14 protein-coding genes are annotated in these 19,442 nt (G+C 65.5%); 7 read left to right on the top strand and 7 right to left on the bottom strand.

All coding sequences use genetic code 11. From position 1 onward, the window contains the following. Window positions 1-3: 3 nt before the first annotated feature. The 5 genes from H9L13_RS09945 (at window position 4) to H9L13_RS09925 (ending at window position 8,792) form a co-directional block, all read left to right on the top strand. Window positions 4-4,170, top strand: a complete 4,167-nt coding sequence (locus H9L13_RS09945) for a translocation/assembly module TamB domain-containing protein (protein WP_235090897.1) — start codon at window positions 4-6, stop codon at window positions 4,168-4,170. Window positions 4,171-4,233: 63 nt separating this feature from the next. Further along, window positions 4,234-5,703: an amino acid permease gene (locus H9L13_RS09940; RefSeq protein WP_425326487.1), complete on the top strand. Its 1,470-nt coding sequence runs from the start codon at window positions 4,234-4,236 to the stop codon at window positions 5,701-5,703. A gap of 61 nt (window positions 5,704-5,764) precedes the next feature. Next, the gene (locus H9L13_RS09935) at window positions 5,765-6,118 is read left to right on the top strand and encodes an endonuclease domain-containing protein (protein WP_187537550.1); all 354 of its coding nucleotides are present in this window, start codon (window positions 5,765-5,767) and stop codon (window positions 6,116-6,118) included. Then, entirely contained in the window at window positions 6,115-7,395 is a 1,281-nt protein-coding gene (locus H9L13_RS09930; protein ID WP_235090895.1) for an MFS transporter, read from the top strand. The genes H9L13_RS09935 and H9L13_RS09930 overlap by 4 nt, the downstream gene beginning before the upstream one ends. Beyond that, window positions 7,395-8,792, top strand: coding sequence for a hypothetical protein (locus tag H9L13_RS09925; RefSeq protein WP_187537549.1), 1,398 nt, complete (start codon window positions 7,395-7,397; stop codon window positions 8,790-8,792). Before H9L13_RS09930 ends, H9L13_RS09925 begins: the two co-directional genes overlap by 1 nt. Here the strand turns inward: H9L13_RS09925 and H9L13_RS09920 are convergent. The 6 genes from H9L13_RS09920 to H9L13_RS09895 form a co-directional block, all read right to left on the bottom strand. After that, window positions 8,789-9,640 carry a PilZ domain-containing protein gene (locus H9L13_RS09920; RefSeq protein WP_187537548.1) on the bottom strand — a complete coding sequence of 284 codons (852 nt, stop codon included), beginning with the start codon at window positions 9,638-9,640 and terminating at the stop codon, window positions 8,789-8,791. The two genes, H9L13_RS09925 and H9L13_RS09920, sit on opposite strands and share 4 nt — an antisense overlap. A gap of 326 nt (window positions 9,641-9,966) precedes the next feature. Then, window positions 9,967-11,379: a type I glutamate--ammonia ligase gene (gene glnA, locus H9L13_RS09915; protein WP_187537547.1), complete on the bottom strand. Its 1,413-nt coding sequence runs from the start codon at window positions 11,377-11,379 to the stop codon at window positions 9,967-9,969. A gap of 140 nt (window positions 11,380-11,519) precedes the next feature. After that, entirely contained in the window at window positions 11,520-11,966 is a 447-nt protein-coding gene (locus tag H9L13_RS09910; RefSeq protein WP_187537546.1) for a Flp family type IVb pilin, read from the bottom strand. 61 nt (window positions 11,967-12,027) lie between these two features. Next, entirely contained in the window at window positions 12,028-12,261 is a 234-nt protein-coding gene (locus H9L13_RS09905; protein ID WP_187537545.1) for a WGxxGxxG family protein, read from the bottom strand. A 70-nt stretch (window positions 12,262-12,331) separates the two neighbouring features. Beyond that, window positions 12,332-13,684, bottom strand: coding sequence for a 30S ribosomal protein S12 methylthiotransferase RimO (rimO, locus tag H9L13_RS09900; RefSeq protein WP_187537544.1), 1,353 nt, complete (start codon window positions 13,682-13,684; stop codon window positions 12,332-12,334). Window positions 13,685-14,123: 439 nt separating this feature from the next. After that, window positions 14,124-15,170 carry a potassium channel family protein gene (locus H9L13_RS09895; protein WP_235090893.1) on the bottom strand — a complete coding sequence of 349 codons (1,047 nt, stop codon included), beginning with the start codon at window positions 15,168-15,170 and terminating at the stop codon, window positions 14,124-14,126. Window positions 15,171-15,274: 104 nt separating this feature from the next. Here H9L13_RS09895 and H9L13_RS09890 point away from each other — a divergent pair, with 104 nt between their 5' ends. Continuing rightward, entirely contained in the window at window positions 15,275-16,594 is a 1,320-nt protein-coding gene (locus H9L13_RS09890; RefSeq protein ID WP_187537543.1) for a UDP-glucose dehydrogenase family protein, read from the top strand. Between the two features lie 100 nt (window positions 16,595-16,694). Then, window positions 16,695-17,969 (top strand): sugar transferase, encoded by a 1,275-nt coding sequence (locus H9L13_RS09885; protein WP_187537542.1) that lies wholly within the window; start codon window positions 16,695-16,697, stop codon window positions 17,967-17,969. On the opposite strand, the gene H9L13_RS09880 is transcribed toward H9L13_RS09885, so the two are convergent. Beyond that, window positions 17,935-19,260, bottom strand: coding sequence for a L,D-transpeptidase family protein (locus H9L13_RS09880; RefSeq protein ID WP_187537541.1), 1,326 nt, complete (start codon window positions 19,258-19,260; stop codon window positions 17,935-17,937). The two genes, H9L13_RS09885 and H9L13_RS09880, sit on opposite strands and share 35 nt — an antisense overlap. Between the last annotated feature and the right edge of the window lie 182 nt (window positions 19,261-19,442).

Genomic DNA, 19,442 nt, shown 5'->3' with positions numbered 1-19,442 from the left:
GCCGTGACCGACGCCGTCGCGCAGAGCGAAGGGGCACCGCGGCGGCGCCTGCGCGCCGACTGGCCGCGCCGGCTACTCAATGAATTGGTGGCGCTGTTCATCGCACTGTTGCTGTTGCTGGCGATCGGCCTCGTGCTGCTCGACTCCGCGCCCGGGCACCGGTGGATCGTCGACCGCATCGCGCGGATCGAGACCGCATCGGGCCTGCGCATCCAGATCGGGCGCATCGACGGGTCGATCTTCGGCAAGTCGCAACTGCGCAGCGTCGCTGTCTACGACAGCCAGGGCGTGTTCCTGACCTCGCCCAACATCAAGCTCGATTGGACGCCGGGCGCGTGGCTGACCAATAAGCTCCACGTCGACAGCATGACCGCCGAGCGCGTGACCTTGGTGCGCGTGCCGAAGCTGAGGCCGACGGGGCGGCGCGGGGCGATCCTGCCCGGCTTCGATATCCACATCGGCCGGCTCGACGTGCGGCGGCTCGAAATCGGCCCGCAAGTCAGCGGCAAACCGCAGAGTGGCCGGCTTACCGGAAAGGCCGACGTGCGATCGGGGCGGGCGCTGGTCGAGCTGGCGGCCATGCTCAACGATGGCGGCGACCGTATTGCGGTGCGGCTGGATTCGGAGCCCGACCGCGACCGCTTCGACATTGCCGCGCGAGTGGTGTCGCCCGCGAACGGTGTCATTCCCGCTCTCGTGGGCACGCGGCGGTCGATCGACCTTAGCATCGACGGCGACGGGCGCTGGAGCCGGTGGCGCGGAAGCGGCGCGCTCGACCTGTCGGGTCGTCCGACCGCGCGGCTGGCGCTGGGCGTCGACGGCGGCCGCTATCGCCTGCAGGGACGTTGGGCGCCGGCGCCTTTCCTCAAGGGACGGCTCCAGCGCCTGACCGCGCCGGCGGTTAACGTGCGCGGCGATGCGACCCTGCTCGATCGCCAGCTCGATGGGACCCTGACCCTGACGTCGCCCGCGTTGCGCGCAGTGGCGCGGGGGACGGTCGACCTGGCCGAGAATCGCTATCGCCGAATGCGGCTGGGGATCGACCTGCTGCGCCCGCCGGCTTTGTTCCCCAACATGACCGGTCGCAACGTGCGCATGGTGTGGACGCTCGACGGGCCGTTCGCGACCGCCAATTATTCGTACCGCTTAAGTTCGCCGCAGGTGAAGTTCGACAATACGGGCTTCGTCGATCTGCGCGCGGAGGGGCGTGGGCGATTCGGGCCGTGGCCGATGCGCGTCCCGTTGCGGCTGCAGGCGCGCGCGATCACGGGCATCGGCGACGTCGCGGGCGCGATTCTCGCCAACCCGCGGATCGACGGCTGGCTGACGGTCACCCCCAAGCTGGTGCGCGGCGATGGCCTGCGCCTGACAAGCGCAAGGCTCAACGGCAAGCTGTCGCTGCTGATCGACCTCGTCACCGGGCGCTTCGAAGTGCTGATGTCGGGTGCGATGACGCGCTACCAGATTCCCGGCCTGGGGATCGTCGACGTCGTCACCGATCTCAAGGTCGTGCCGTCGCCGACGGGTAAGGGCAGCTACGTCACCGGCACCGCCAAGGCGTGGGTGCGGCGGCTCGACAACAGCTTCTTCGCCGAGCTGACGGGCGGGCTGCCGCGGCTCGAAACCAATTTGACGCGCGGAAGCGACGGGATCGTTCGCTTCACCAATCTCCAGCTTTACTCGCCCAAGCTGCGGTTGTCGGGCTCTGGCCAGCGCAACCGTGACGGCACCTTCCACATCGTCGCAAGTGGGCGGCAGGCGAAATATGGCGCGCTCAGGATGACGCTCGATGGGCGGATCGAGCGGCCGCGCATCGACCTGCTGCTCGACCATCCCAACGAAGCGCTCGGCCTGACCAATGTGCGGCTGCAGCTCGATCCGACCCCGGCGGGCTTCGATTATCGCGCAGCGGGTGGGTCGAAGCTTGGACCCTTTACCTCGCACGGACGGATCCTGCTGCCGAAGGGCGGGCGCACGACGATCTCGATCGCCGCGCTCGACGCGGGCGGGGCGCGGGCGCGCGGCGACCTTCGATCCGATCTGGGCGGGTTCACCGGGCGGCTGGTGCTCGCCGGGGGAACGCTCGACGGAACGCTCGATTTCGCGCCGCAAGCGGGCGCGCAGAAGATCGAGGCGCATCTGACCGCCACCAATGCCCGCTTCCCCGGCGCCTTCGCGGTGCGCAATGGCCGCGCTGATGGCACGATCGTGCTGGCCGAGGGGCGCACCACCATCGAAGGCACGCTCGATGCGCGCGGGCTCCAGAGCGGCGGGATCACCCTGGCGCGGCTGACCGCCAATGCCCGGCTGATCAACGGGTCGGGACAGGTGCGCGCCGCCTTCGCCGGGCGGCGCGGTGCGGCCTTCGCCTTCAACGCGCTTGCGAGCGTTACGCCGGACCAGATCCGCCTGTCGGGCAACGGCCGGATCGAGCGCCGGCCGCTCGTGCTCAATACGGTCGCGGTGCTGACCCGATCGGGGGATGGCTGGACGCTTGCCCCGACGCGGCTGACCTTTGCCGGCGGCACGGCGACGTTGTCGGGGCGAAGCGGATCGCGGCCTGAAGTGCAGGCGCAGCTGCAGGGCATGCCGCTCGAAATCCTCAACATCGCCTGGCCCAACCTCGATCTCAAAGGTTCGGCGACCGGGCGGCTCGATTATGCCTGGAAGGGCAACCGCACCGGCCGCCTCGACCTCAAGGTGCGCGGGCTCAGCCGGGCGGGCCTCGTGCTTGCGTCCAAGCCGATCGATGTCGGCATTGCCGCTGCGGTCAACGGCAACAGCGCCGCGATCCGTGCGGTTGCGGCGAGCAATGGGGCAGTCGTCGGGCGCGCACAGGCGCGCTTCGCCCCGCTCGGGGGTGGGCCGTTACTTGCCGAATTGCTGAGCGCGAGGCTGTTTGCTCAGCTGCGCTATGCCGGACCCGCGGACACGTTGTGGCGCTTGTCGGGGAGCCAGATCCTCGATCTCTCCGGCCCGCTCGCGGTCGGCGCGGACATCAGCGGCAGCTTCGCCAATCCCGTGATCCGCGGCTCGCTGCGCACGCAGAATGCGCGGATGGAAAGTCCGGTCACCGGCATGGTCATCGAACAGCTCGCCAGCCAGGCGCGCTTTTCCGGTCCGCAACTCATTTTCACCCAGATGACCGGACGTACCACCGGCGGGGGCGCGCTGTCGGGCAATGGGTCGGTGACCTTTTCGGGCGGGCACACCGCGCTCAACCTCAATTTCAAGGCCGACCAGGCGCTGCTGCTCAACCGCGACGACATCGCCGCGCGCGTGACTGGCCCCGTGCAAATCCGCTCAGACGGGCAGGGTGGGACGATCTCGGGCAATCTCGTGCTCAACAAGGGCCGCTTCCAGCTTGGCCGGGCAAGCGCCGCGGCGTCGGTGCCGCGCCTGAATGTGCGGCAGAGCGGGCTCGATCCCGAAGAAGTGATTGAAAGCCGCGACCTTCGCCCGTGGCGGCTCGACCTCAAGATCGCGGGCAGCGATTTGCAGGTGACGGGCCTTGGCATCGACAGCCGCTGGACGACCGATTTGAACGTCGGCGGCACGGCGGATGCGCCGCGCTTCACCGGCCGGGCCGACCTGGTGCGCGGCGACTATGACTTCGCCGGGCGCAATTTCCGCCTCGAGCGCGGGATCATCCGTTTCCGCGGCGAAAGCCCGCCCGACCCGCAGCTCGACATCCGCGCCGAGGCGCAGGTTCAAGGCCTCGACGCCCGCGTCCTCGTCCAGGGCAGCGGGCTCCGGCCGGAAATCACCTTCGCCAGCACGCCGCAGCTGCCGCAGGACGAATTGCTGTCGCGCATCCTGTTCGGTACCTCGATCACCAACCTGTCCGCGCCCGAGGCGCTGCAGCTGGCCTCGGCGGTGGCGGCGCTGCAATCGGGTTCGGGCAGCCTCGACCCGATCAATGCCCTGCGCCGCGCGATCGGGCTCGATCGCCTGCGCATCGTCCCGGCGGACGTGTCGACCGGGCAGCGGACATCGATCGCCGCGGGCAAATATCTCACGCGCAAGTTGTTCGTCGAGGTGGTGACCGACGGGCAGGGCTATTCCGCGACACGCGTCGAATATCAGATGACGCGCTGGCTCTCCTTGCTGTCGACCGTGTCGACCATCGGCCGCACGAGCGCGAGCGTCCGCATCAGCAAGGATTATTGACCTCTAAGCCGGTTGCGCCGCGCAAAGGCTTCGCTACGCTCGTGGGCACGAACAGGGGGCATCATGAAGAACTGGAATTATCGCAAGGGCGTCGTTTCGCGCGAGGACATGCCCGAGGAGCATCGGCTGAAGCAGTCGCTGTCGTGGCCGCACCTCGTCGCGCTCGGCGTCGGGGCGATTGTCGGCACCGGCATCCTTACCCTGATCGGCGTCGGCGCGGGGAAGGCCGGGCCTGCCGTCATCCTGTCCTTCGCCATTGCCGGCCTGATCTGCGCCTGCGCCGCGCTCGCTTATGCCGAAGTCGCGACGATGATCCCCGCGAGCGGCTCGGCCTATACTTATTCCTACGTCGTCTTCGGCGAGATGATTGCTTGGATGATCGGGGTCGCGCTGATCCTCGAATATACGTTGGTCGTCAGTGCGGTCGCGGTCGGCTGGTCGGGCTATGCCGCGGGCTTCCTTGAATCGGTCGGGCTCGGATTACCGCAAGCGCTGATCCAGGGGCCCGAGCTGGGCGGCGTCGTCAACGTGCCCGCGATCTTCATCATCGTTGTGGTCGCGGGGCTGCTGATGGCCGGCACGCGCGAAAGCGCGACGCTCAACGCCATATTGGTGGTGATCAAGCTGGCCGCGCTCGCCTTGTTCATCGTCGTGGCGATGAGCGCGTTCAACGCCGATCATTTCCAGCCGTTCATGCCCTATGGCTTCCCGCGCTCCGGCCCAGCCGGGAGCGAGGTCGGGGTGATGGCCGCCGCGGCGATCATCTTCTTCGCTTTTTACGGGTTCGACGCCATCGCGACTGCGGCGGAGGAGGCCAAAAACCCGAGCCGCGACCTCGCCATTGGCATCGTCGGTTCGATGGCGCTGTGTGTACTCATCTACATGGTCGTCGCCGCCGCCGCGATCGGCGCCGTGGCGCCCGCCGGCTTCGCCGACAGCCCCGAGCCGCTCGCCCTGATCCTGCGCGAAATCGGCCAGCCGTGGGCGGCGCAGATCCTCGGCGTGTCGGCGGTGATTGCGCTGCCGACGGTGATCCTGGCGTTCTTCTACGGGCAGAGCCGGATTTTCTTCACGGTCGCGCGCGACGGGCTTTTGCCCGGCTCGCTCGCCCGTGTGTCGAGCCGCGGCACGCCGGTGCGGATCACCATCTTCACAGCCATCGTCACCTCGATCTTCGCCGGGCTGATCCCGCTCGATGCGATTGCCGCCCTTGCCAATGCCGGGACGCTGGCGGCGTTCGTTGCGGTATGCGCAGCGATGCTGGTGCTGCGCCGGCGTGAGCCGGACCGTGAGCGCCGGTTCCGCACGCCTGTGGCACCCCTGGTCGGTGGGGCCGGAATCCTCGGCTGCATCTATCTGTTCATAAGCCTCCCGACCCAGACGCAGCTGCTGTTCTTCGCCGCGCAGGGGATCGGCTTGCTGCTCTACTTCATCTACGGCCACCGCGCGGCCGACCGCGCGCGGGTTACGCGATCCTCCCCCATCGGGGAGGTGGCAGCCCACAGGGCTGACGGAGGGGCTTCGGCGAGGTAGGACGCCCGTGCTGACCGGACCTGGCGCCACGATCGGCAACGCTCGGCGTCTTCGCGGAGCGATGAGCTTGCCCGAAGTCATTCTCCGGCAGCAGTTGCGGCGACGGCCCGGCGGTTACAAGTTTCGCCGGCAACATCCGGCTGGCGCCTACGTGCTCGACTTCGCCTGCGTGGCCTCACGGCTCGCGATCGAAATCGATGGCGAATCCCACGAGCGTGGGGATCATTCGCATCGTGACGATTGCCGAGACGAATGGCTTGCCAACCAGGGCTTCTCGACGTTGCGGATCTCGGCGCGGGACGTACTGCAAAATGTGGGGGGCGTGGTGGAGGCAATTGTCCTTCGGTGCGGTGCGGCGCAGCCCCTCCGTCGGCGCTTCGCGCCGCCACCTCCCCGTATCGGGGAGGAATTGTGAAGCAGCGCCAGTCCGTCCTGAAGAATATCATCGGCGGCTCGGCGGGGAACCTTGTCGAGTGGTTCGACTGGTACGTCTATTCCGCTTTCGCACTGTATTTTGCGAGTTCGTTCTTTCCCGAGGGCGATGCGACCGCGCAATTGCTCCAGACCGCGGCGATCTTCGCCATCGGCTTCGTCGTGCGGCCGATCGGGGCGTGGCTGATGGGCATTTATGCCGACCGACGCGGGCGCAAGGCGGGGCTGACCCTGTCGGTGTCGCTGATGTGCTTCGGCTCGCTGCTGATCGCGATCGCGCCGACCTACGCGCAGGCGGGGATCCTGTCTCCGGCGATCCTCCTCCTCGCGCGGATCATCCAGGGGTTGAGCCTGGGCGGCGAATATGGGTCGAGCGCGACTTATCTGTCGGAAATCGCCGACCGCGACCGCCGCGGCTTCTGGTCGAGCTTCCAATATGTGACGATCATCGGCGGGCAGCTGGCCGCGCTCGGGCTGCTGGTGGTGTTGCAGCTCCTGCTCGGCGAGGGCGCGATGCAGGCGTGGGGTTGGCGGATCGGCTTCTTCGCCGGGGCGGTGCTTGCCGTCGTGGTGTTCATCATCCGCCGCCGGCTCGATGAAACGCAGAGCTTTGCGAACGTCGCAGCGCGCCCCGATCGCCGCAAGTCGAGCGCGCGCAACCTGTTTCGCCACCATCCGCGGGAGGCGCTGCTGGTCATCGCGCTGACCGCAGGGGGCACTGCGAGCTTCTACGCCTACACGATATACCTGCAGAAATTCCTGGCCAACACGAGTGGGTTCGACCGCGCGACGGCGTCGCAGATCATGACTGCCGCGCTGGCGCTGATGCTGCTGATGCAACCCGTTGCGGGGCGCTTGTCCGACCGGCTCGGTCGCAAGCCGCTGATGATCTTCTTCGGCGTCTGCGCGACCCTGTTCACCTATCCGATCTTCGTCGCGCTGGAGCAGACCGACAGCGTCGCCGTGGCCTTCGCACTGGCGCTGGCGTCGCTGGTGATCGTCACCGGCTATACGTCGATCAACGCCATCGTGAAGGCCGAGCTATTTCCGGCGGACATCCGCGCGCTCGGCGTTGCATTGCCCTACGCCATCGCCAACGCGGTGTTCGGCGGGAGCGCGGAATATGTCGCGCTCTACCTCAAGGACGTCGGGCACGAACGCTGGTTCTACATCTACATATCGGCGCTCGCTGCCTGCTCGCTGATCGCCTACATCCGCATGCGCGAGACGCGCACCAGCAGCCTGATCGAGGAAGGGTAATGATCGGCACGGACGACGGCGCCGAAGCGCGGCGCAAATCCTTTATCGTCCTGTTGTTTGCGGTGCTCCTCGCTGCGGCGCTCGGCAGTTCGGCGGGGATTTTCAATGACGGCGACGTCAGTTGGCATCTCGCGACCGGGCAGTGGATCATCGACCACCGCGCCATCCCCGACACCGATCCCTTCTCCTTCACCTGGGGAGGCAAGCCGTGGGTGCCGATCGAATGGCTGGCGGAAGTGGTCATGACGGGCGCGCATCGGCTGGCAGGCTACAGCGGGCTCGCGGCGCTGGTGACGGCGGCGCTCATCGCGCTCAACCTGCTGGTGACGGTGAACGCCTTGCGTTTCGTGCCGCCCTGGGCAGCGGCCGCGATCGTCGTCCTGCTCGACCTCATCCTCATTCCCATGATGCTCGCACGCCCGCATCTCCTCGCCTGGGCGCTCCTCGCTTTCTGGTTGTCGATGCTTCTCCGCGCCCGCGAGCGCGATCGCGCTCCGCCGCTTGCCGCTGCCTTGCTGATCGTGGTCTGGGTCAATCTTCATGGCAGCTTTGCCATTGCGCTGGTGATCGCCGCCGCCTTCGGCCTCGAAGCCCTGCTTACGACGCCAGATCGCGCGCGCGCGCTGCGCCAATGGGGGTTGTTCGGCCTTGCCTGCGCGATCGGTGGGCTCGTCAACGCCAACGGTATCGACGGCGTGCTTCACCCCCTGACCATCGCCAATCTCGAAATGCTGCCGCTCATCGACGAATGGAAGCCGTCCAATCCACGCACGACGCCCTTCTTCTTTGTCGCGTCGGCTTTTGGCGCGCTGCTCGCCTGGCAAGGCCGGCCGAAGCTGCATCCGGTGCGCTGGCTCTTGCTCGCCTTGTTGCTCGGCATGGCGATGATGCAGATGCGACACCAGGCGGTCTTCGCAATTGCTGCGGCGATGCTTGTGCCGGCGGGTTGCGCGGGCCTTGCCGGGCGACCAGCCGGGCGACTGCTGACCGTTGTCGCAGTTTCGGTTGCGGCGGCACTTGTCTTGGTGCGCGCGGTGCTCCCGATCACCCTTCCCGAAAACTCGGCCAATCCGTGGAAGCTGATCGCCGCTGTCCCGCCGGAGTTGCGCACGCAGCCGGTGCTCAACGGCTATTCAATGGGCGGGCCGCTGATCCTGTCGGGCATTCGGCCCTACGTCGACGGGCGCGGCGACATGTACGGCGATGAGCTGGTTGTCGGCTACAAGCGGATCACGGAGGGCAATGCGGCAGAGCTCGACGCTGCGGTGCGGCGCTGGAACATTCGCTGGGCGATCCTGCCGCCGCGCTATCCCAAGCTGATTGCACTGCTCGACCAGTCACCGCAATGGCGCAAAATCCACCAGGACAATATCGGTGCGATCTACGTCCGCAATTAGCGCTTCATGAAGCCTTCGAGCTCGTCGCGAAGCTCGCTAAGCGACATCCGGCCCCACGGCGTGTCGCCGGCCGCCGGTTCCGACGTCAGATAGGTCGGCGCATTCCAGCTCTTGCTGGCGACCTGCGGCTTTGCCCGCGCCAACTGCGCCAAGTCGAAATGCTTCTGGAACTTGAGGCCGGCCTGATCGCCGATCCGCCAGGTCACGGTGGCAAACACCTGGCCCGCGTCGCCGAGATCCAGCAAAGGTTCGGCGCCGACCCGGAGCGATTGTTCGCATTCGATCAGCGCGCCGGTGCTGGAAATGTTGCGCAGGCGGACGGGCGTGCTCTGATAGTCGTGATGGATAATGCCGGACCAGATGAGCGGGTGGCGCCGCTCGCGCCGGCCATCCTCAATCGCGGCCGGTTCGGGCGCCGCCGGCGCCGGCTCCTCGTCGGAGGTCTCGAAGGCGATATCCGGAAAACTGCGGTTAATCGTTTCGCGAAGCACCGATGCGCGCTCGTCGGCCGAACATTCGAGCCGCGTTTCATGCGCAAATTCCAGTCCGACGCGATCGTCGCGCAGCCAGCGCACCGCGCATTCAATCACGCCATCGCCGCCCAGGTGAAGGTCGACCCGATCCCACAGCAAGGGCGCGAAGTCGCCTTCGACCATCGCGCCGCCGCCCGACAGGTTGATCAACTGCACATCGTGCGACTTGCCGTTGTAGGCGACGCGCACCTGCTCCTGCGGCAAGCGATGGCGATCACCCGCGCGCGTGTCGCCGCGGCGCGTTTCCTCGCGTGCCACCGACACGCTGTTGAGCATGTCGGCCTTGGCGCCGCGCGGCTTTTTGGATGCCAGCATGGGGGCTGCATCGCCCTGATTCTTGCCACCGAAAACTTTCGCCCGGATATTCATCCCGCCGCTCCGTGATCCATATTCGCGCGTGATATACGCACGACAGGGTTACGGAATGGTTCCGTCGCGAGCTTCGGCCTGGCACCGCGCCTTTAGAAGATCTGGACGCCGAATCCCCATTGCAGCAGGATGAGCACGATAATCGTCACGCCAAGCAACCAGGCGATCAGCGATAAAGGTCGACGGGCCATGCGAAAGTCCCCCCTTGCGGCACCGTCACAATCTACCGGGATTTGCCCCGACTGTCGAACGCAGCAGGGACTGCCGGGCAATCAGCTTGAATAATACATGTCGAACTCGACCGGACTGGGGGTCGTTTCCCAGCGCATCACTTCTTCCCACTTGAGGTCGATGTAGCTGTCGATCTGGTCGTCGCTGAAAACGTCGCCGCGGGTCAGGAAGGCGCGGTCTTCGGCCAGGCTGACGAGGGCTTCGCGGAGCGACCCGCAGACCGTCGGCACGTTGACCAGCTCCTGCGGCGGCAGGTCGTAGAGGTTCTTGTCCATCGGGTCGCCCGGATGGATGCGGTTCTGGATCCCGTCGAGGCCCGCCATCAGCAGCGCCGAATAAGCCAGGTAAGGGTTGGCCATCGCGTCCGGGAAACGAAACTCGACGCGCTTCGACTTTTCGCCCGCGCCATAGGGAATGCGGCAGGAGGCGGAGCGGTTGCGGCTGGAATAAGCGAGGAGCACCGGGGCTTCGAAGCCCGGGACAAGGCGCTTGTAGCTGTTGGTCGTCGGGTTGGTGAAGGCGTTCAGCGCTCGCGCATGCTTGATCACGCCGCCAATGAAATAGAGCGCCATTTCTGAAAGGCCGGCATAGCCGTCGCCCGCGAACAACGGCTTCTTGCCCTTCCAGATCGACATGTGGGTGTGCATGCCGCTGCCATTATCCTTGGCGATCGGCTTGGGCATGAAGGTCGCGGTCTTGCCGTAAGCGTGGGCAACCATGTGCACGACATATTTGTAGATCTGCATGCGGTCGGCGGTTTCGACGAGGCCGCCGTAAGTCAGGCCGAGCTCATGCTGTGCGGCGGCGACTTCATGGTGATGCTTGTCGCACGGCAGGCCCATTTCGAGCATGGTCGAAACCATCTCTCCCCGGATGTCCTGCGCGCTGTCGACCGGCGCGACGGGGAAGTAGCCGCCCTTGGCGCGCGGCCGGTGAGCCATGTTGCCGCCGTCATATTCGCGGCCGCTGTTGGTCGGCATCTCGATATCGTCGAGCTTGAAGTAGGAGCTGGTGTAGGTGTCTTCGAAGCGGACGTCGTCGAACATGAAGAACTCGGCTTCGGGGCCGACGAACACCGTGTCGCCAAGGCCGGTGGCCTTGAGATAGGCTTCGGCGCGCGTCGCGGTCGAGCGAGGGTCGCGGCCGTAGAGTTCACCGGTCGAGGGTTCGACGACGTTGCAGAACAGGATCATCATCGGAGTCGCGCTGAACGGGTCGACATAGACCGCGTCGAGATCGGGCTTCAGGATCATGTCGGATTCGTTGATCGCCTTCCAGCCGGCGATCGAGCTGCCGTCGAACATGAAGCCGTCGGTCAGCATGTCCTCGTCGATCACGCCCGACGCCATCGTCAGATGCTGCCACTTGCCCTTGGGATCGGTAAAGCGGAGGTCGACCCAATCGATCTCCTCGTCCTTCAGCCGGGAAAGCACCTTGCCTGCATCGTTCGCCATGAGATCGCCCTCGCTCTCGCAATGATGCCCGAGCGCCCACGGACCCGGTGCGAGCCAGGTGCGCAGCTACGATTCGAGCTTATGCGTGAGTGATTCCCGAGCCTGCGCGAAGAGTCAGCGCCGCGCGAATATTTCACTTGTCACGATTGGTAGTGCACGCCCCCAGGCATCGCCTTGTCAACGCCGTTCCACCTGTCTCCGACCGCTTCGCCGGTGCCGCCGACCGCCGCGACGAGCGCGATCGCGATGAGGCTTGCGATCAGCGCATATTCGATCGCCGCAACGCCGCGCTTGTCCTTCGACAGCGACGTCGGGGCAGCGGTTTGACCAGTCCGGATGAAGCGCGCGCCGGCGCGCCCCGAAAGCGCCCAGCGGACCTGCGCCCGGAACGTCCCCAGAGGCGGGATCCGCACTGTCACTTGCTCGCCGATCAGGAAATCGCCGCTGAGGCAGCAGCCGTCTAGGGACAGGTCCGTGACTCGGTTCCACTGCTCGACGCCATCGCGGACGATGGCCGCTTCGAGCTCGACAGCGTGACGCCGTCCACGCGACAGCAACGCCGCGTGCCCAGATCCTGACTTGTCCACACCAGCCCTTTAGCTGCAACGCGTTGACCCCGGTTAAACGAACAGGGTTAACGCCGCAGGCTTATTCGAAGGCGGCGGGATGGTAACTATCTTCGGTATGGCCGCGCTTGAGGCCGAAGAGTCCGAGCAGGCCGAACAGGCCGAGGATGTTCCACAACAGGTCGTAATCAAAGCGCTGCTGCATCCGCTCCTGAGTCTCGGTCGGAATGCCTCCGCGATCCTGGGCCGGCACGGCCGCCGGAGTGGCCAGCATCAGGAATGCAAGGAGGATTGCCGCCTTCCGGTGTGCACGCATAATCGCCTCCACCACCGATTTGGAACCAGTCCCCAACGCGCGACGGCAGGCGGACGTTCCCTCTCGTTTGTCAGGCGGGCGCGCCGAACAAGTCGTGCGCGTCGGCATCCTCGACCTGCACGGTGACAAAATCGCCGGGTTCCAGGTGTCCGGCATCGCGAAGATGGACTTCGCCGTCGATCTCCGGCGCGTCCGCCTTCGACCGGCCCGTGGCGCCCCCCGTCTCCGCGTCCACCGCGTCGATCAGGACATCCACCGTACGGCCGACCTTGGCCGCGAGCTTGTCGGCGCTGATCTTCGCGGACAGGGCCATGACTTGTTCGAACCGGTACTGCTTGACCTCGTCCGGCACCTGATCGGGCATGACCGTCGCCGGCGCGCCTTCGACCGGCTCAAACTTGAACGCGCCGACGCGGTCGAGCTGCGCCTCTTCGAGCCAGCGCAGGAGATAATCGAAATCCGCGTCGGTCTCGCCGGGGAAGCCGACGACGAAGCTCGAGCGGATCGCAAGATTCGGCACCAAGGCGCGCCAGTTGCGAATCCGCTCAAGCACTTTGGCATCGTTGGCGGGCCGCCGCATCCGGCGCAGCACGTCGGGGCTGGCATGCTGGAAGGGGATGTCGAGATAGGGCAGCACCAGACCTTCGGCCATCAACGGGATGACGTCGTTCACGTGCGGATAGGGATAGACGTAATGCAGCCGCACCCACGGCGTATCGCCGTCGGGCGTGCGAAGCTTGCCAAGTTCGCGCGCGAGATCGGTCATGTGGGCGCGAACTTCGTTACCCTTCCACGGCCAAGCCTTGTGGCGCAGGTCGACGCCGTAGGCCGACGTGTCCTGGCTGATGACCAGCAGTTCCTTCGTCCCTGCGGCGACCAGCTTTTCGGCCTCGCGAAGCACCGCATCGGGGCGGCGGCTGACGAGATCGCCGCGCAGGTGCGGGATGATGCAAAAGGCGCAGCGATGGTTGCAGCCCTCGGAAATCTTCAAATAGCTGTAGTGGCGCGGAGTCAGTTTCAGCCCGGATTCGGGCACCAAGTCGATGAACGGCGAGGGCACCGCCGGCGCCGCATCATGGACTGCGGCGATGACTTCTTCATACTGGTGCGCGCCGGTGATCGCGAGCACGTCCGGGAAGCGGGCGCGAATGGCTTCGGCTTCCTTGCCCATGCAGCCGGTGACGACAACGCGCCCGTTCTCGGCGATCGCCTCGCCGATCGCTTCCAGGCTTTCTTCCTTGGCGCTGTCGAGGAAGCCGCAGGTGTTGACCAGCACGACGTCTGCGCCCGCATAATCGGGCGACATGTCGTAACCGTCGGCGCGCAGCTTGGTCATGATCCGCTCGCTGTCGACCAGATTCTTGGGACAGCCGAGCGAGACCAGCCCGACGCGCGGGGGCTTGGGGAAGGTGGTGACGTTCATCGGAAGGGTCGCGCCCTTAAAGGAAAAGTTGGGCGAAAACTAGGCGGATACGACGTCGCTTCACGTACGAGCGTGGCAGCAGCCCGGGCTCAAAAGTCGACCGAATTCGGATCGGGCGCGCGCAGCTTGTCGAGTGGATAGCCCTTATCGCAGCAGAATTTGATCGTTCCGCTGTCCGCCAGTTGCTTATCGAGCTCCGCCTTGGGCAGGAGGAGCTTTGTGTACGCCAGCCGATCGCGGATTTGGCCGGCAACGAGGTTGAGGTTGTCGGCATTTGATCGGACTTGCTCGGCGGTCTGGATCAGTCGAAACCGTTCGGCCTCGCCGGTCGGGACGATTTTGCGAACGGGCTAGGATCGGCCGCCGAAGAAGATGACGATCCCGATTGCCAGGCCGACGGCAAGCAAGGTGATTGCGCGACGGGCGGTCAATGCGCGCGTCACACGCTGTCAATGATTTCCAGGATTCGGTCGCCTGGTGCGAGCTGCTGGCTGTCCGTCCGCGAAATCACCTTGCCATCGCGGATCAGGCGCACTGCCTGGCCGGTGTGGATGTCGTGAAGCGATCTACCCACTTCACCGGGCATGACCAAGCGTTCGCGCAACTCGACGCTTCCGGCCGACGTGGCGAGATCGGCGATGTAATCGGCGCGATACGGTCCTTCGAGCGAGCTGGCGAGGAGTAGGCCGGTGAAGCTGACCGGGTTGATCACCGTGTCGGCACCGGCCTGGCGCGCAATGTCCTCGTTATCCGTTTCGCGAATCGTGACGCTGATCTTGACCCGGGGAGACAGCTTGCGCGCCGTCAGGGTGACGAGGATGTTGCTGTCGTCGCGTCCGGTCGACACCAGCAGCGCCGCGGCGCGCTCGACATGGGTCGCGAGCAATGTTTCATCGCGCGTGCTGTCACCCAGCAACACCGCGACGCCACATTCGGCGGCGCGATCCAGCGCATCCTGGTCGCTATCTATGACGACGATGCGCTTGGCCGGGGTGCCCCGGGCCAACAACTCTTCGAGCGCCTTGTCGTTACTGATGCCGAACCCGGCGAGCAGAATGTGGTCACGAAGGTTCTTCTGGATGAGTTTCATCAACCACCTGTTCCAGGTTCTCTTGATTATGAACGTGTAGGCCGTTCCCGCCAGCAAGAGCAGGAAAAAGACGCGGATCGGCGTGACGATCAAGGCATCGAACAAGCGCGCCCGCTCGGTCACCGGGACGACGTCGCCATAGCCGGTGGTCGTCGCGCTGATCATGGTGAAATAGATCACGTCGACGAACGAGATCTGCCCGTCATGCGTGTCCTTCAGGCTGTCGCGTTCGCACCAGTGGAAGGCGACGATGAACACGATCATGCCGATCATGATCGCCATGCGGACACCGAACTGCGCCCATGGCCGCATGCGTGACGTCCGCCGCAGCGTCATGTGCAGGGGGTCGAGATGCCAACGCCTCGGAGGCACGAACTTGGGGGCTTCGGTCGCCATCGCGACCGTCATAACTAGGGGCGGGGGTGCTGGCTATTGCCGAAAGCGCTGGCTAAAGGCCGCGCTCTCCCGACCACAGCAATCGAACAAGTACAGGAGCAAGCATGCGTATCGCGATGATCGGAACCGGCTATGTCGGGCTCGTCTCGGGCGCCTGCTTTGCGGATTTCGGGCATCAGGTGTGCTGCATCGACAAGGATTCGGGCAAGATCGACGGGCTCCATGCCGGGCGCATGCCGATCTGGGAACCGGGCCTGGAATCCCTGGTCAAGTCGAATGCCGAACGCGGCCGGCTGACCTTCACCACCGACCTCCCCAGCGGGGTGGCGGACGCCGAAGCGATCTTCATCGCAGTGGGCACGCCCGCGCGGCGCGGCGACGGCCACGCCGACCTCAGCTTCGTTCACGCCGCGGTGCGCGAGCTTGCCAAGGTCATCAAGCCGGGGACCGTGGTCGTGACCAAGTCGACCGTCCCGGTCGGCACTGGCGACGAGATCGAGAAGATCCTCAAGGAAGAGGGCGTCGAGGGCGTATCGGTCGCGTCCAACCCTGAATTCCTACGCGAAGGCGCAGCCATCGCCGACTTCAAGCACCCCGACCGCATCGTCGTCGGCGCCGAGGACGAGCATGCGCGCGACGTGCTGCGCGAGATTTACCGCCCGTTGTTCCTCAACCGCGCGCCGATCCTGTTTACCGGGCGGCGGACGGCGGAACTGACGAAATATGCCGCGAACGCTTTCCTTGCGGTCAAGATCAGCTTCATCAACGAAATCGCCAATTTGTGTGAGGCGGTGGACGCCGACGTCCAGGATGTCGCGCGCGGCATCGGCCTCGACAACCGCATCGGGCCCAAGTTCCTGCATGCCGGTCCGGGCTATGGCGGCAGCTGCTTCCCCAAGGACACGCTCGCGCTGCTTCAGACTGCGGACAAGGTCGGCGTGGACCAGCGCATTGTGCGCACGACCGTCGCGGTCAACGATGACCGCAAAGCGAGCATGGTCGACCGCGTCGCCGCCGCGCTAGGCGGCGAGCTGTCGGGCAAGCGGATCGGCGTCCTGGGTCTGGCCTTCAAGCCCAATACCGACGACATGCGCGACGCGCCGTCGATCCCGCTCGTCCAGTCGCTGGTCGAACGCGGTGCCGAAGTCGCGGCCTTCGACCCTGTGGCGCGCGAGCAGGCCGAGCGGATTTTCACGGACATTTCCTTCGCAGCGGACGCAGCGGCGGCAGTCGCCGGCGCCGACGCGGTGGTGATCGTCACCGAATGGGACGAGTTCAGGGCGCTCGACCTGGAGGAGATGGCCGGCGCCATGCGCGGCCGGGCGCTGGTCGATCTGCGCAATGTGTACGACCGGGAAGAAGCCGAACGTGCCGGCTTAACCTATTTTGGCGTTGGCCGTGGACGGCAGGGATCGGCTAGATAGGTTCGTAATGGCGCCATTTGCGTCCGTGACGAGTTTTGTTGCGTATGAATGAGTTGATGAGGGTCGGGCTGATCATCCCAGCTGCCGCGAGGCGGGGCTGATGCGGCACGACCGCCTGCCGCAAACGCGGGAGACGTCCATTCTTACCCGGAAGCGCTTTCAGTTCGCCGGAGCATTGATCATCGGCGCGCTTTTGCCGTGGCTGATGCGCGGGCCCTTGCCCGGGATGATCATCGAGCCGGCATCGATCACCGCGTTCTACGCCAATGCCATCGCGGTCGTCATCGCCTTCTGGATGCGCCTGTCGATCGAGACTTATCCGGGCATCCGCCGCAGCTACGTGATCCTGCCGTCGGCGCTGACGGCGCATGGCATCACCCTGGTGTGGTTCGTCCTCACCCGCTTCCCCTACGACCGGCTGGCCTTGACGGTCGGCTTCGTGCTCCATGTGCTTTGGCTTTACGCCCTGTATATCTTTGCCGAGCGGCAGCTTCGGCGGCGGATCGCCGTCGTTCCCTTCGGGCGGGTCGGAATCCTTGACCAGATCCCGGGCGTTGACTGGGTGCGCCTGTCGCGTCCCCGGCTTCACGATGCCCGCCGGTGCGACGCCATCGTCGCCGATTTCAGCTCCGATCTGCCGGATGAGTGGGAGGCCTTCCTGGCCGATGCGGCGCTTGCCGGGCGCATCGTCTATCAGGTAAAGCAATTATCGGAATCGCTGACCGGCCGGGTCGAGCTGGAACATCTGTCGGAGAATAGCTTCGGGTCGCTTCTGCCCGCGCGCGGCTATTTCCACCTCAAAGCCGTCGGCGATTTCATTGCCGCAATCCTCGTTCTGCCGGTCGTCTTGCCGTTCATGGCCGTGATCGCGCTCGCCATCCGCTGGGAAAGCCCGGGCGGGGCGTTGTTCAAGCAACGCCGCGTCGGCCACGCGGGAAGGCAATTCACAGTCTACAAATTCCGTACCATGCGCGTCGCGACTGAAGAGCAAAGCCGGCGCGCAGCAATCACGACCGACGACGACGACCGCGTCACCCGCGTCGGCCGCTGGCTACGCAACAACCGGCTCGATGAGCTGCCGCAGATCTTCAACATCCTGCAATGGCAGATGAGCTGGATCGGCCCGCGGCCAGAAGCGCAGGTGCTGTCGGTTTGGTACACGGGCGAAATCCCGTTCTACCGCTACCGGCATGTCGTTAAGCCAGGCATTTCCGGCTGGGCGCAAGTCAACCAGGGGCATGTGGCGGAGGTCGACGAGGTCCACCGCAAGCTCCAGTACGACTTCTACTACATCAAATATTTCTCGCCCTGGCTGGATCTGTTGATCCTGCTGCGGACGATCAAGACGATGGTGACGGGCTTCGGCTCACGTTAGACGCGACGCGGCCCAACCGCGCCCGATCCCAGCCGTAGAAATCGTCGAAATAGGTGATCGACGTCCCCGACGGCACCGCAGTCAGGTAGGTAATGTAAAGCGGTACCGGTGTCGGCAGAGCCACCTTCTGCTCGGGCCGCGCCCCGGCGGGCTTCAAATTCTGGCCGAACAGCCAGCGGGCGAAGCGCGGCGCATCCTCCAGCCGGACGCAGCCGTTGCTCTGTAGCCGCGCCGCATCCTCGATCTTCTCCTTGAGCGGGGTGTCGTGGAGCCAGATGCCCTGCGAGTTGGGGAACATGAACTTCATGCGGCCCATCGAATTGGCCGGGCCGGGCTTCTGGCGCAGGCGGATTTCCTGCTGCCCGGCGACGACGGCGCGCCAATTGACGCTGGCTGGGCTGAGCACGCGGGCATTGTCCGACCAGTCGGACATCACTTCATAGCCCTTTTCCTTAAGGTAGGCGGGTCCGCGCTTGAGCACGTTGGGCGCAAGATTGTGCGCCGTGATGTCGGGGGGCGAGTTCCAGTACGGGTTGAGGACAGCGAAGCGGATGAAGGCGTTCATCATCGGCGTCTGCGCGGCCGGGGTCGGCTTGCCGGTGACGACCCGCATCGAATCCACCACGCGGCCATTCTCGTACATGTAGAGGCGGGCCGCGGCGTTGTTGATGACCACGTAGCGCTGGCTGCCCGACGGCAGGACGCGGGCACGGTCGAGATTGAGCGTCAACAACTGGCGTTCGCGCTCGCTGCGGTAGAGCCGGCTGGCGAGCGCCTGGCGGAGCTGGCCGTAGATCGGGTTCATCCAGCCCAGGCTCTGGACGTAGCTGGACAAGGAGGGCGCGGAGGCCGCCTGACTTAGCAAGCTGGAGGCAGAAGCGGCGCCGGGCTTCAATTCCTGGTCGACATATACAATGCCGATGCCAGGATCGCGCTTGGTATCGCGGACGTAGTTCACGAAGGCGGTCGACAGCATCATATCGGCGCGCTGCCCGCCGCCCGACTGCAACGCGCGGGTGATGCCGCGAACATTGTAACGGTTGGGGTTCAACCCTTCGACCTGCGATGTGGCGAGCAGCTGAAGCAGGTCGCGTGCCGCGGTGCCGGAGGTGGGGGTCAACCAGACCAGCTGGCCGCCGCGCGCGGCGTAAAATGCGGCGACTTCCCGCTCGACCGAATTGCCGCGCTTCTGGGCCACGGCAGGCGCCGCCGGAACGATCATCGGAACGGCGGCGACCGCCAACGCGGCGGCAGTCACGAGGAAAGGTCGAGCAATTTTTACCATGTTCATCACGTCTCCAGCCGCGGACGATCGCGGCACCTGTTTGCTTGAAGCTCAACGCCCCAGAATGCGCTTAGGTCTATCGCGCCTCCGGTAAAGCGCCAATCCTGCCTCTGCAGTGAACGAAGATGCGCAGAAAATGCAGGCCTTTCAAGTGCTTGACGATTCGGCCGAACAAACCCAACCGCGCC

Origin of the sequence: Sphingomonas lutea (assembly GCF_014396785.1) — a bacterium.
Lineage (GTDB): Bacteria > Pseudomonadota > Alphaproteobacteria > Sphingomonadales > Sphingomonadaceae > Sphingomicrobium > Sphingomicrobium luteum.
Note: the sequence above shows the minus strand (reverse complement) of the source record. Positions and strands in the feature narration are given on the sequence as shown.